This is a genomic window from Tenacibaculum todarodis, from assembly GCF_001889045.1.
GTDB lineage: Bacteria > Bacteroidota > Bacteroidia > Flavobacteriales > Flavobacteriaceae > Polaribacter > Polaribacter todarodis.
Genome location: NZ_CP018155.1, coordinates 937504 through 952133 on the forward strand (window position 1 = coordinate 937504; position 14630 = coordinate 952133).

The 14630-nt window shown below is 30.2% G+C and carries 14 protein-coding genes; 13 read left to right on the top strand and 1 reads right to left on the bottom strand.

Annotated elements, in window-relative coordinates; translation table 11 throughout:
- Position 1: 1 nt before the first annotated feature.
- From LPB136_RS04310 to LPB136_RS04370, 13 genes are all read left to right on the top strand, one after another.
- Positions 2–1108 (top strand): site-specific integrase, encoded by a 1107-nt coding sequence (locus LPB136_RS04310; protein WP_072554956.1) that lies wholly within the window; start codon positions 2–4, stop codon positions 1106–1108.
- 2 nt (positions 1109–1110) lie between these two features.
- Positions 1111–2181, top strand: a complete 1071-nt coding sequence (locus LPB136_RS04315; RefSeq protein WP_072554957.1) for a DUF6617 family protein — start codon at positions 1111–1113, stop codon at positions 2179–2181.
- Between the two features lie 121 nt (positions 2182–2302).
- Positions 2303–2605, top strand: a complete 303-nt coding sequence (locus LPB136_RS04320) for a helix-turn-helix domain-containing protein (protein ID WP_070235720.1) — start codon at positions 2303–2305, stop codon at positions 2603–2605.
- A 71-nt stretch (positions 2606–2676) separates the two neighbouring features.
- Positions 2677–2892 (top strand): helix-turn-helix domain-containing protein, encoded by a 216-nt coding sequence (locus LPB136_RS04325; RefSeq protein WP_162272279.1) that lies wholly within the window; start codon positions 2677–2679, stop codon positions 2890–2892.
- A complete protein-coding gene (locus LPB136_RS04330) occupies positions 2882–5176 on the top strand; it encodes a DUF3987 domain-containing protein (RefSeq protein WP_072554959.1) in 2295 nt (764 codons plus the stop codon). Before LPB136_RS04325 ends, LPB136_RS04330 begins: the two co-directional genes overlap by 11 nt.
- A 108-nt stretch (positions 5177–5284) precedes the next feature.
- Positions 5285–5587 (top strand): helix-turn-helix domain-containing protein, encoded by a 303-nt coding sequence (locus tag LPB136_RS04335; protein WP_072554960.1) that lies wholly within the window; start codon positions 5285–5287, stop codon positions 5585–5587.
- 3 nt (positions 5588–5590) lie between these two features.
- On the top strand, positions 5591–6631 hold the full coding sequence (locus LPB136_RS04340) for a DNA adenine methylase (protein ID WP_072554961.1): 1041 nt from the start codon (positions 5591–5593) through the stop codon (positions 6629–6631).
- Positions 6619–7446 (top strand): DNA-methyltransferase, encoded by an 828-nt coding sequence (locus LPB136_RS04345; protein WP_072554962.1) that lies wholly within the window; start codon positions 6619–6621, stop codon positions 7444–7446. The genes LPB136_RS04340 and LPB136_RS04345 overlap by 13 nt, the downstream gene beginning before the upstream one ends.
- Positions 7434–7907, top strand: a complete 474-nt coding sequence (locus tag LPB136_RS04350) for a hypothetical protein (RefSeq protein ID WP_072554963.1) — start codon at positions 7434–7436, stop codon at positions 7905–7907. The genes LPB136_RS04345 and LPB136_RS04350 overlap by 13 nt, the downstream gene beginning before the upstream one ends.
- Positions 7888–9075, top strand: a complete 1188-nt coding sequence (locus LPB136_RS04355; RefSeq protein WP_158009599.1) for a hypothetical protein — start codon at positions 7888–7890, stop codon at positions 9073–9075. Before LPB136_RS04350 ends, LPB136_RS04355 begins: the two co-directional genes overlap by 20 nt.
- Positions 9072–10073, top strand: coding sequence for a hypothetical protein (locus LPB136_RS04360; RefSeq protein ID WP_072554965.1), 1002 nt, complete (start codon positions 9072–9074; stop codon positions 10071–10073). Before LPB136_RS04355 ends, LPB136_RS04360 begins: the two co-directional genes overlap by 4 nt.
- A gap of 7 nt (positions 10074–10080) precedes the next feature.
- Positions 10081–12132, top strand: coding sequence for a Piwi domain-containing protein (locus LPB136_RS04365; protein WP_072554966.1), 2052 nt, complete (start codon positions 10081–10083; stop codon positions 12130–12132).
- Positions 12133–13218: 1086 nt separating this feature from the next.
- Complete coding sequence (locus tag LPB136_RS04370; protein WP_072554967.1) at positions 13219–13650, top strand: DUF6943 family protein; 432 nt, start codon at positions 13219–13221, stop codon at positions 13648–13650.
- A gap of 149 nt (positions 13651–13799) precedes the next feature.
- Here LPB136_RS04370 and LPB136_RS04375 read toward each other — a convergent pair whose 3' ends face one another.
- Positions 13800–14603, bottom strand: a complete 804-nt coding sequence (locus LPB136_RS04375) for a hypothetical protein (protein WP_070235711.1) — start codon at positions 14601–14603, stop codon at positions 13800–13802.
- Between the last annotated feature and the right edge of the window lie 27 nt (positions 14604–14630).

The following is a 14630-nucleotide window of genomic DNA, read 5'->3' on the forward strand; positions in this document are numbered from 1 at the left end:
TATGAAAGTTACATTAAGAAAAAGAAAAAAGGGAAATAAGATAAGTTTATACCTCGACTATTATAGTAAAGGAAAAAGGCAATACGAATACTTGCAACTTTATCTAATGCCTGAACCAGAGAATGGAAGTCTTACAAAACAGCAAAAAGATGAAAATAAAAAGATACTTCAATTAGCCGAAAGCATAAAAGCAAAAAGACATTTAGAAATTCACAATAGTATTTATGATTTTCAAGATAGCGAAAAACTAAAAGGTAATTTTTTAATGTACTTTGATACACTCACAGAAAAGAGAAAAGAAAGTACCGGCAATTATGGAAATTGGGATAGTGTTGGAAAACACCTTAAAAAATATTGTCCTAATGATATTACTTTCAGCAGAGTTAATAGAGAATGGGTTCAAGGCTTTAGAGATTATCTTGAAACAGAAGCAACTTCAAAAGGTGGCAAGCCACTTTCTCAAAATTCAAAATATTCTTATTTCAATAAATTAAGAGCAGCACTAAAACAAGCAGTTAGAGATGGTATAATGAAATACAACCCATCAGAACAAGTAAAAGCATTTAAACAAGGAGAAGTACAACGAGAATACCTAACATTAGAAGAATTACAAGCAGTAACTAAAGTTGAATGTGATATTAAGCCACTAAAAACTGCGTTTTTATTTTCTTGCCTTACAGGTTTAAGGTGGTCAGATATAAATAAATTGGTTTGGTCAGAGGTTCAGCATTCAGAACATATGGGAAACCATATTCGTTTTAGACAAAAGAAAACCAAAGGAGCAGAAACATTACCTATTTCTCAACAAGCAAGAGATATGCTTGGAGAAGAAAAAGCATCAGATGAAAGGGTTTTTGTTGGTTTAAGATATAGTGCCTGGTATAATGTAAAATTGTTGCAATGGATGATGAGAGCAGGTATTACAAAAAACATAACGTTCCATTGTGCAAGACATACTTACGCTACGCTTCAGTTGTCTTTAGGTACAGACATTTATACAGTATCAAAATTATTAGGTCATAGAGAATTAAAAACAACTCAAATTTATGCCAAAGTAATAGATGATAAAAAGATTGAAGCAGCAGATAAAATTAAATTAGACTTATAATTATGGAACTTACAATATTTAAGAATATCATATACGGAGAATTAAAACCTTGGTCATCATCTGCGATTGATGAAAAGTTTTATAGAAACAATCTACCTAAAGACTTTATACAGCCTGTAAAATCTATTAACAGTTATTACAAAGTTTTAAAAGAAATTCATAGTAGTAAAACAAATCTATTTAATGAAGATGGTCTTGAAGTTTATATGGCTCAAAAAGATACAGATAGAAAAATAGAGATATTGCATCCTCTTGTAAAGTTGGATCTAAAAGAACCAACTTCCTCTACACAAAAATTCTATCATTATTTATTAAAGAACGAAACCACAAGATTAAGCAATCGTATTTTTAAGTGTATAAATAAACAGATAAGTGAAGTACAACAAAAAGAGATAATACAGAATGTAGTAAAATCTTGCAAAGACCTTTTATTAAGAATTGGAACAGATAGAGAGGATTTACCTAAAACAGAATTAACAGATTATGTAATCCCTCAACTCATTACTAACGTAATTCGTTTGCTTAAAGAAACAGAATTATTATACCCAAGTTTATTACACGATTTACCTTCTGATAAATTGGTAATATTTGGCGAACTATTAAATACAGATATTCCAGATTATCAAATTGATGATACAACACCAGAGTTTACAACAGTAAAAAATATACTACTTGATATTGATAATTTTAAATTAGAAAAAGATGCACGTTTCTCTTTTGGTTTTTCTGGAGTAAAAGAAAATCTAAAATCAATACTATTTCTTTTACAAAGAGATATTGAGTTACTTAATGAAGATAAAACCAGTACAGATGATTTATTAGCAATCTTTACAAGTAAAGATTTAACGATTGGTGCAAAACAAATTCATTTGTTTTGTGAAACAACACAATTCAGTTATATCGTTTCAAAATTAGAAGAACATTTTACAAACTTCAATCCGACTACTATTGCAAATTCTAATCTGTTTTATTCAAAGAAAAATAACCTAATTAGTAGAGGAAATTTATATAATAATAAAAGTCATAATCCTAAGAAAAAAGAAACCATTGACAATATTCTAAAACAACTATAAATAAAAACAGTTAGAACAGTTAGATATAACAGTTAGATGCTACTGTCTAACGGTTTACACTTGCTTTAAGTGGCAGTTTTGCTTTCGATAATTCGATTGTATAACTAAAAATTTAAAGCAAATGAACAACGAAAATTTAATCTTAGAAAAACTTTCTCAATTAGATAGAAAGTTAGAGGAACAAAACCTCCTAAAAAAAGAAGTCCTTAACTTCAATGATGCTTGTAGTTATTTAGATATAAGTGCTTCGCACCTATATAAACTAACAAGTCAGAAGAAAATCCCACATTTCTGCCCACAAGGCAAAAAACTCTACTTCAATAGACAGGAATTAGATATTTGGTTGCAACGCAACCGACAATCTACTGATGCTGAAATCGAAATGGCAGCAGCCAATTATGTTATCCAAAATAAAAGAAGATAACTATGGGCTACTATCATCCATCACACGAAAAGTTAGAGCAAATAGAAGAACGTTTAGACGATTTACTTCTTATGCTCAAAGACAAGCAAAGAACAAATCCTGACCAAGTATTTTTCGATACACAGGAGTTCCTACAAATTATGAATATCAGTAAACGTACAGCCCAACATTGGCGAGATAGCGGATTAATTGGCTACTGTCAGATAGGCTATAAAATTTACTATCGTCTTTCAGATATTCTCGAACTATTGAACAAGAATTTTAAATCTCCTACCAATGGGAAATAAATCAACAGAAATTATGGCATCATCAACAATATTCAAAAACTTTAACCAACCCATTGAAACTAAATCTTTGTTATTAATAACAAAAGATATAGTAGAGGGTAAATATAAAGACTTAATCTCTCCTATTCGTATGGCGATAGGTATGGGAAAAGACGGCAGAGTAGATAATTTAAAAAAATCACTTCCTGCATTTACTCCATCAGGCATTTTTGAAGGTGGTAGAAAAATGGAATACTTAAAAATGTATAGCGGTTTTGTGCATCTCGACTTTGATAAACTCTACCCAGACGAATTAGAAAAAGCAACGAAAATTATAAATAATATTCCTTTCACTTTTGCTTGTTTCACAAGCCCAAGTGGTAATGGCCTAAAAGTATTTATTGAAATAAATACAGGCATAGAACACCACAAAACGGCATACCAACAAGTTCAAGATTACTATGAAAAAGCAATAGGTATTGAAGCAGACCCAAAATGTAAAGACATTACTCGTTTGTGTTTTGTTTCTGATGATCCTAACGGATACAGAAACATCAACAATCAAAAATTCATAGTAGATATTGAACAAGTAAAACAACAAGAAATCAAACCAAAATCAACACCAACTAAAACAATTCAAAATGATACTTCTACAACTTCAGATATATTTCAACAATGTATCCAATTCACCGAAAATAAAGCAACTTATATTGAAGGCAACCGAAACAATTATATTTATCAATTGGCTTGTAACTGCAACAGGAGAGGTATTGTATTTGATGATGCTTTGCATCACATATCAAATACATACGACCTAAAAAATAGTGAGTTAAAAGCATCTGTAAAAAGTGCCTATACAAACAATAGTAATCAATTTGCAGAGTATCAAAATTACAATCAAAGTAACACCATTGCAACAAGTAGCAATGTTATGCAACAGCAACCATCACAAGAGCCAATAGAAGATTATCTAAAAAACACACCAACCTTTGATAAAGATATATTTGAAAATCTACCAGATATTTTAAAAGAAGGTACAAGAGCATTTTCAGACGTAAGAGAAAGAGACGTTTTTTTTACAGGTGCATTAACTATTTTAAGTGGTTGTTTACCTAATGTAGAAGGTGTTTATGCACAAGAAACTGTTTACCCTAATTTATTTTCATTTATCATAGCACCTGCAGCAAGTGGTAAAGGTGCTTTAAAATTTGCTAAAGTATTGGCAGACCCTTATCAAGAAAGAGTTTTAGAAGAAAGCAATAAGGAAAAACAAATCTATGATGCAGAATTAGCCGAATATAAAACAGCACAAAGAAACAGAAAAAAGAATGATGAAACAGTTGCAGAAGAGCCAATAAAACCACCTTTTAAAGTTGTTTTTATTCCTGCAAATACTTCGTATGCAGCAATATTAAAACACATTCAACAAAATGATGCTAAAGGGATTATTTGCGAAACAGAAGCGGACAGTATGGGTGCAGTATTTAAACAAGATTGGGGTGGTTATTCTGATATGCTTCGCAAATCATTTCACGGAGAAACAATATCTGTTTCAAGAAAAACCGATAACGAATATATAATAATCAAAGACCCAAAATTATCAGTAGCACTTTCAGGAACACCAGGACAAGTTGCCAATATTATTTCATCAGCAGAAGATGGTTTATTTAGTAGGTTTTTATTCTATACTTTTAAGGTAGAGCAAAAATGGAGAGACGTATCGCCTTACGGCAATACTATCAATTTAAACGACCATTTCAAGGCATTGTCTAATATTGTATTACAATTAATAGATTTTCTACAAGCACAAAAAACAATCATTCGTTTAAGTAGAGAACAATGGGAAACAATCAACATAACAGGCGACCAATGGTTGAGAGAAGTAACCATCTTCACAAGTGAAGAAGCAAGTAGTGTAGTTAAAAGATTAGGTTTAATATTATATCGTTTTACTATGATTTTTACAGCACTTCGTAAGTTTGAAAACGGAGATATGTCAGAAGAAGTATTTTGTACTGATGAAGATTTTGAAATGGCTTTACATATTGCAAACGTATATCTACAACACAGTTTGCTAATGTATCATAACTTACCTAAGAAAGAAGAAACAGGTGTTTTTAAAGGGAAAAGTAATAAGAAAAAGTTTTTTGAGGCTTTGCCTAAAAATTTCAAACGAGAAGAAGCCATAAAATTAGGCATACAATACAAATTAAAATCTCGTTCTGTAGATGAATTACTTAAAAGCCTACTAAATACACTACTTACACAAACAAGTTTTGGGCATTACCAAAAAGTAAGTGTTTAAAGTTTTTGCAAACTTTGCACCTTTTGCAAATATTGTTGTTGTTTTTGCTCTTGTTTGTTTTTAATTTGTTTATATTTGACAAATGCAATTTAAACAAATAAGCAAAGGATGAATAAGTTTGGAGACTTAATAAGGTTTAAAAGAGAAGAACAAGAAATGCTACTCAGGCACTTATCCGCAGAGTTAGACATTGACACTGCAATGCTTAGTAAAATAGAAAGAGGAGAAAAAACAGCTAAACGTGAACATATACAAACATTAGCAAAACTTTTCAAGCTTGACTATAACGAGCTGTTTTCACTTTGGTTAGCAGACCAAGTATTTCAGTTAGTGGAGAATGAAGAACAGGCGTTACGAGCTTTAAAAATTGCTGAAAAAGAGCTTAAATCAATAACTATGAAAAAAGATTAGACTATGATAGATTTTAAGATAAAAGAATTAAAATCCGTAAACAACCCTAATTCTATACACGGTGTTTATCCTTATAGAGGAAAAATTTCTCCTATTGATGCTAATCAAATATTAGATCAGATACCTGCATATTCAAATTTGTTAGACCCTTTTTGCGGTTCAGGGACTATTGTTTATGAAGGTTTTAAAAGAAATATTAACACTTTAGGTGTTGACTTAAATCCTATTGCTTCTTATATCGCAGAAGGTAAAATTAGTGTTCCTTTTTCTTTAGAAAGTGTGCTTGATGAATGTAAATCATTTATAAAAAAAAGTGAAAAAATAAAATTAAAATTTGAAAAGAAGGAATCAGCATATTTTTTTCATAAAAATTCTCATAATCAAATATGTGCAATGGCTACATTTTTTGAAGAGATGTCTCCATATTTAAAGTCTTGCTTTTTTGGTGCAATTGCGTTAACTGCAAGAGGTTGCAACCATTATAAATGGACATCAAGTACAGTTGGTAAAAATATAGAACCTAAGCGTGATATTGATTTTTTTGAAAAATTATTACATAAAGTAAAAAAACATCATTTTCCTTTAGAATCAAGCTCTAACTCTAAAATAATAAAATGTGATGCTCGTAAACTAAGTTCTAAAATTGCTCCAAATTCAATAGACTATGTATTTACAAGTCCACCATATTTTGATTGTTTGGATTACACAGCATACTATGCTAAAATCATATATTCTATTTTAGATATTAATAGGTTAGAAATAAAAGCAGATTTAATACAGTCATTCAAGTCATATGAAGAAGATATGTCAAATGTTCTTAAAGAATTATATACCGTTTGTAAAAATGGAGCACAAATCATTTTTGTAGTTGGCGATAAAAAAGTAAAAGGAAAAGTAATTAATGGTGCAAAGTTTTTCAACAACATAAGCCCTTTTCAAAGCACAGAAATAATAGAGAGAGAATATACAGGCACAAGTTCACAAGTGTTTGATAAATTAAATAAAACAAATAGAAAAGAACAAATAATTATATGGACAAAATAAACGATTCAATAGTAATCAATGATGCAAAAATTTTCTTTAAAAACTCAACTAATATGGCTGAGATACCTTCATCATCGGTTAACTTAATTATAACATCACCACCTTATTGGACTTTGAAAGACTATGAAAATGAAGATCAAATTGGATTGGGTAGTTCTTCTTATGAATATTATTTAAGTGAATTAAATAAAGTTTGGCAAGAATGTATTAGGGTATTAGCTCCTGATGGTAAAATCTGTATTAATATAATGCCTTTTCTTTTAACAGGTAAAGCAGCCCGTTTTAAAAGAAGAGAAACAAGATTAGTTTTAGGTGATATTGAGAGATTTATGGATAGCACCAAAGAAATGTATCAATTTGGCTTATATATATGGGATAAAAGAAAAATAGCTCGCTTTAGTTCTTTTGGCTCATACCCATATCCCCCAAACCTTTTTTCTACATATCCTTATGAATGGATAACTGTTTTTTCTAAACAAGGAAAAAGACCAAAAGTGTCTAAAGAAATAAAAGAAAAATCAAAATTAACTACTAAGGAATGGCAGGATTGGGCTATTAATTCCATTTGGGAAATGCAACCAGCAAGTGCAAAAAGAGAAAAGCATCCAGCACCTTTTCCTGATGAAATGCCCAAAAGATTAATAAGATTGCATAGTTTTTATGGTGATACTGTACTTGACCCTTTTTTAGGTACCGGAACAACGGCTAAAGTAGCTTTAGAATTAGGTCGTAAGGCAATTGGTTATGAACTGAATAGAGAATATGAACCTTTAATTACTAAAAAATTATTATCCGTAGAAGAATGCGTGTTATAAAATTAAATGTTAATGCAAATCTTATTGATGTATCAAATAATAAGGATTCAGGTAAAATAAGAGAATATATTGATTTAGGTGTAAAATCTAAAAAACAAGCTGATTTAATTATTTCATTAGCTGGTACAATATCAGAAAAAGAGAATGAATTTGTTGGTATTGAAACAAAATACTTATTTGGTAAAAGAGATAAGAGATTTGAAATTGTATTTAAAAAGGATAAAATAATTAACATAATAAAAATTTCTAAACAAAAAAAGTTTGATAAAGATGCAATTGAATTAGATATAATAATTTCAGATATGGCTGAAAGATATAATCTTACAGTAAATGGTATTGTATTATTAACTGACCATTTTGATTTAGTATTAACAGAAAAATACTCAACTAATTTGAAAAATTCAATAGAGATTGTAAGCTACAATAAATTTAAAGAAAAGTATGTCATATCTAATAAATAGAAACCCTCCAGGAAGATTAGAATGCCTTCATAATCTTTGTAAATTTATATCAAGTAAATACAATTTAGGTGATACATTTAATATGAAAGATATTAAGTATGATTCCTCTGAAGATAATATATTAAATCATTGTAGTTTACTAAAGTCAAACAGTCTATTGAATATTAAGTATTGTCCTTATAAGGATAATCCTTTAAATACTTCTGGTTGCTCATTAACTAATGGTGTAAATGATGATACTACAAAGTCTAAAGAAATAAGCAATACTGTAAATGCTTTAGATGCATTAGGATTTTTGCTTAGAAGAAAAAGAAATATTCAAATCACACATCAAGGATTACTTTTCGCAAAAACTGAGTACAATTCAATTGAAATGCTTAAAATCATTAGAAATGCAGTGTCTGGTTATGGTATGTTTATAGGTTTTCTTGCACAAATAAAGTTATTAGGAAAAAACAGTTTTGACACAAATGAAATAACCTTAGGTTATCCAAATTCTAATGAAAAAATATTATATGAAGGTAACACTATTATTATATCAGGTGGTTCTGAGAGTGATAGCAATACAAGAACAAAATCTTGTCTGTTAGCTTGGGGCATATCTTGCGGTTTTTTTATTCCTGAAAATTTAGATGATGACAGTTATAATGCTGACACTTCATATCAAGTAGTAACAAGAACTTATACTCTTGCAAAAAAACGCAACTTAAGAAAATACAAAGTAACAAACTTTCCTGACCATCTATTTACTGGGAATCATATTGTTAAAAAGCCATTAGATTATAACAATTTAACGAAAAATACAGGAGCACTTCGCGAAAATAATCAAGCAAAAATTAGAGAACTTACATTAAAAGTAGAACCAAAAATAAAAAACCGTAGATATGCAATAATCTATGCCTTGAATAAAGCCTATTTAGAAAAATCAACACTTGATTTTGATAGTTTAATTAATTTTTTAAACGATTATCCTGAACTATTTATTGTTAATCAAGAGACTTTTGAAGATGTTATGTATTCTGAATTAAATATTGCATTTATGGTAGGCACACCTTTTTCTGTTAGTGATAATAATGAATTAAAGCCTCTTGTAGGGGTAGATATGGTAGAGGTAAGTTTAGGTGCTCCTATAGGTTTAATTAATGCTATGAAAAAATTCAATATATGAATGAAAATAAATACTGTCCACATATTTACGACACTTCATTACCACCCTGTATAAGTTTAGGTGTTGTTAAATATAATTACTTGAAAGATCTTTTGAATAATAATAAAGGCTCTAACCAAGAATTAATGATTGCTCATTCAATTGAATGTATTGAGTTTAAAGATAAAGCTATTGATATAAAAAATGAGAATTGTATCAATTGTATGTATTGCGTTTTCGGTTGTCCAGGAAACAATATTGAGATAGATAATAAATTTAAACTTTCAGCTTTATGTTCTGATTTTAAGAGTGATTATGAAAATCGACTCAAACAGGAAACCTTAGATGAACTATTTAATGGCTCTTTTATAAAATTGCCGAAAATAAGGTTGGCTCAATTCAAAGTTAAATACAAATCTTTTTCTGACTTTACTTCTGTAGATGAAACTAAAAATATATCTGTTTGGGGTGCTAATAGCTTGAAATTCTTGTCAAAATCTTCAAATCCTCAATTAGGTCTTGAAATCGGGATGAATATTAAATCAAGAGATAGAGGTGGTCGTTTAGATATATGCTTACTAAATAAAGGTGTGTTATTAGTAGCAGAAGCAAAAGTTAGCTTTTCTAAGATGATGAATGAAAATAGATATTTGTCCCAAATGATTGCTTACGAAGAGGAGATTTTATCAACATTAGAAAAAAATGATGATAACATAAAACATTATAAATTCTTACTTATAGGAGGTAATGAATCAGACTTGTTACCACCAACACATCCTGAATGCACTTCTAATGTAGGGGATCAATCTTCACTTTTTTATAAGAATTGCTTAGATAATAATATTTTCTTTATCAGTGCTAATGCAATTTTATCTCTTGGGATTAAGAAAGTTTTTTTTGGAGATAACTACTCAATTGAAAACTTATCAAAAACTATATTTTCGCCAACCAATATTGGGTTATTATCATCCGGTTTAATCCAAAAAGATTTCAAATTAAAACCTTTAATTGTTAAGTAATATGTAGATGGAAAACCTTACATTAAATATAATCCCATTCAGCCATCCAGTTCAAGAACTGGAGATAGGCTTTTATAAGCAAGAGAAACAAGGCTATTATTCACTTTGGAAAGGAGAATATCCTCAATCTTTTTGGGAAGATTTTAATGATGAAATGAAAGCGTGTGATAAATTATACACGAACTTTAAAGACACAGAAAATTGTGACTATAAAACAAAAGTAGATTATTCAAAAAACAAACGTTTAGCAGTACATTATTATAGCAGGTTAATCTACAATTACTTCGTAACTGTAGCAGATGCAGTTAAGATTAATTTTGTTAAAGACGTGCAAATATGGTTTATAGATAATAGAAAAACCACATCTGTTTATACTTCGTATAAACGATTTACCATAAAAGTACAATTCAATAAAGTAACAGAGTTTCCAGAATTATTAGTTTCATTTGATGGCAATACAAACGTTTTAAACAAGTCTTTATCAGAATTAGATGATTTCCCACCAGAGTTAATAAACTACGTTAAATTCAACACTAAAATAGTAAAATACGAATATGCAGAAGAAGATATAAAGCAACATATAGAAGAACTATATCCAATCCTATCAAATAGAATTAGAGATTTTTTACAAATTCCAAGACCTGCATTTTCAAGAGGTAATAAATACAAGCCTTACTATACAAACATAATAGACTTCTATAATAATTACTTAAACACTAAAGCGTTTAAAGAAATTATTCCTTTAGATGATAATGGGTTTCATCAAATGCCTGAACACAAAGTGTTCAGTACATCTGCCAATTCTAATAAACTACGTTTTTATAATGGCACAGACATAGTACCTCATAATGGTATGAAAAATAAAGGACCATATAAATCAAGTCCTCACGCAAGCGTTCGTTTCTTTTTTATTTATCATCAACCAGATAGGTCATTTGCGGTTAAAACACTTTACAAGTATTTTACTGAAGGCTACAAAGCACCAAATGGAAACTTATATTTTCAACCCTTAAAAACCTATATAAAACAACCTTTTATAATTGATAGAGATACAAGTATTGCTTATGAAAATACTGATACTGCATTAAAAGAAATAAAACAAGGTTTGTTAAATCTTGAAAAGCAACCCAATACAAGATATGTAGCAATTTATGTTACACCAATTCATAAAACAGAAACGGACGAGCAGAAGAAAATGCTCTATTATCAAATAAAAGAAGAATTATTAAAACACGAAATCAGTTCACAAGTAATCTATAAAGAAAATATAGGTCATAAAAACTTTAGTTTTTACTTACCTAATATCGCTATTGCTCTATTAGCCAAAATAGATGGTATTCCTTGGAGATTAGATAGAGATACCAAAAACGAATTAATAGTTGGTGTTGGTGCTTTCACTTCGTTAAATCACAACATCAAATATGTAGGTAGTGCATTTTGTTTTAATAATAATGGAGAGTTTAAAGGTTTTGATTGTTTTAAAGCAGATGAAACAGATTTATTAGCAGGAACAATTGGCAAACAAATTTTAAAGTATGTTATAGATAATGATAAAGAAGCAGATAGGCTAATTATTCATTTCTATAAGAAAATGGGTAATAAAGAGTTAAAACCTATTATGAAGATGCTAAAAACATTAGGTTTAAGCATTCCTGTAGTTATTATTACAATTAATAAAACCACATCAGAAGATAATGTTGCTTTTGATACAAATAGTAATGAATTAATGCCTGTTAGTGGTACTTATGTAAAAATTGGTTGGGATCAATACTTATTGTTTAATAATGTAAGATACAGAGAAAATGAAATAGTAAAGGACAATCCATTTCCTGTAAAACTTACTTTCACTTCTACGATAGATGGCTATTTTGATGATAGAACAGTAATAGAAGAATTAATAGACCAAGTGTATCAATTTAGTAGAATGTATTGGAAATCAGTAAAACAACAAAATTTACCAGTAACTATAAAATACCCAGAAATGGCAGCAGAAATATTTCCATTTTTTGAAGGAGATAAACTTCCAGACTTCGGTAAAAATAATCTTTGGTTTTTATAAACAAGCATTTATCTAAATAACAAACATAGTATTTAATAGGTGTGCTACGCACGACTTTAATATCGGTTAGTTCCGTAGGTTTTCCCACAGGCTATAAAAATCCAACGTTATTCGTGCCTCATAACTTTTCTGTCTTTTTATACCCTTCCGCTTTCCCACCGCATAGTTATTTTTTTTGTCACACTTCTTGCAGAAAAAAGCAATAAGACGTATTGTTCGCCAATGCCCGCAATGAACAAACTTGTGCCAAAAAAAACAACCCAAAGTTAAGTAACATAATGTGGCATTATAGTACATACCCAAAAGGGCTACATTGCATTTCGGGCTTCGCCTATGTCCTATAATAACATTATGTTAAATAACCGCACGAGCCAACGCATAAAACCTACTTCACCAACCGAAAGACCACAATTCCCCACCACCCTTTTCAGCGGTCAGAAAAAAAATAAACTATTCATAATTACGGCTTTTAGAGGTTTCATTACACTCGTTCATTTCGTGCCTACATTCACTCACTACAATCAACCACTAACGCCTACAACAGCCACGCAAGAGTAACTCATTCTCTACATTACACTATGCCAACGCACAATTCCATTACGCAAACCGAATATTTTATCCACCCAAAAAGAGTTTACAGTAAATTGTAAAGTTTGCAAACTCTGCAACCCTGCAAAATATTCAGTTTACTTCATTCCATCCCACCCAATAGTTCCATTTCGTTCAATCGTCACACTTGCCACCATCAGCCCACGCTTTTAGAATAGGTATAGTTTATTTTTTTTCTGGTCATATTTCCCCAAAGGAATTGAACAACATTTGGTAGTTATCAAGAAACATAGAGGTAGATAATATTATAACAAAAGAATAAAAAAGAATGCAAGAGTAAGCGGACGGTTTGGTCTGAAAAGGTCAAGCCCTACGGGTTTTGAAAAAAATCTCCACCCAAAAGGGTAGTATTTTTCTCAAAAACCTTGTCAGCCCAACCCTTACCACTTGTTAAACGGCTTTCTTTTTTTTTCGTTTTTTTCTTTGTCAAAAAATTTTGTGAAGGGGATTTCGGAATACAACTAAAATCCGTTTAAAATGACAAAATTCTATCTGAAAACAAACAGCAAAACAGCCGAAACAAAAAAACCACACTTCTACATTCTGAATAAAGGGATGAATAGCGGAAAGCCATTAAAAGAGCCTTGTCCGAATTGCTTTGTACTTACAGCAAATACAGAAGAAGAATTACAGAGTTTATATTGGTTATGTTTTGGATTATGGAAGGCAAAATCTTTTCATTATTACCTCAAAGGTTCAGTAATTCCATTTATCACAATAAACGATATGCGAAAAGCAATTGCAGGCGGTTATGAAATAGCAGAAGAAAACAAGCCTGTATTTAAAAAATCAGTAAAAGTGCTTCAACTTTTGGAAGATAAAGAAAAGCAGTATCATCAAAATATCCAATTAATACAAGATGCAAAAAGGGCTATTTTTTACCGATATATTTCGAGAAGAAGAAAGTAATGTATTTCGCAATTAAGTCCACTAAAAGCAAAGTATATAGTATCTATGATTGCACCACCTTAATAAAACAATGAAATAGAATACAGCACAAAAAAAGCCTACTCAATGAGCAGGCTTCTTTAATCAACTATTTTCTAAATTACGGCATCTTAGAAAATATCAACAATCTTCATTGCATTTCCTTGATTGAAAATGTAATAGTTTGAATTTACTTCTTGATAAAACTCAATACCAACAACATTAATCAAATTAACATCTGGTGTCATTGTTGGAGAACCAGGCAATGTTGCGATTAATGATTGTAAAGGAGTAACAGTATCTACAGGTAAATATGCAGAATATTCAACATTTACTAATTCATTTAATGCTTGTTCTTTTGGTTCATAAACACCTGTTACAGTATTAAATTCAAAATCAGATATTACTGAAATTGAGTTAATAATTCTGAAATGACTTGCACCTGCAGGAATGTTTAAATAATTCAAAGGATTAAATGCAGGAACATCTAAAGTTGAACTATCTCTACCAGCGGAAGGTGTTAAAGTGAATGGAGCATTTAACGCACCACTAAAAGAAGTAAATCTATTAAATTCAAATCCTTTTAAATATTGAGGCACTTGCGAAATAAGTACGGCTCTTTTACCTCTTGCTTCTGAACCATCTTCTAAATTGATTTTTTTCATTACAGCAGTTAATCGTCCTGTTACTTGACTATCTGCCATAGATTTCATCAAACTTGATACACCTACACGAATAGATTTACCAACCATTGCACAGCCACCAAATTCATTCATATTTTCTCGTGTTCTTTGGAACGCAGGGTCATTCTTTACTTGGTCGCCAGTTGGTCCACCAACTAATCCTGCAAAATATCCATCATTTCCTTTTATCTTGAAGTGTCTAATATCACCAAGAGTACCTACATATTTTAGGGGTCCTTTCTGTCTTGCCATTTTAATTTATTTTTTTGTTAAACATTA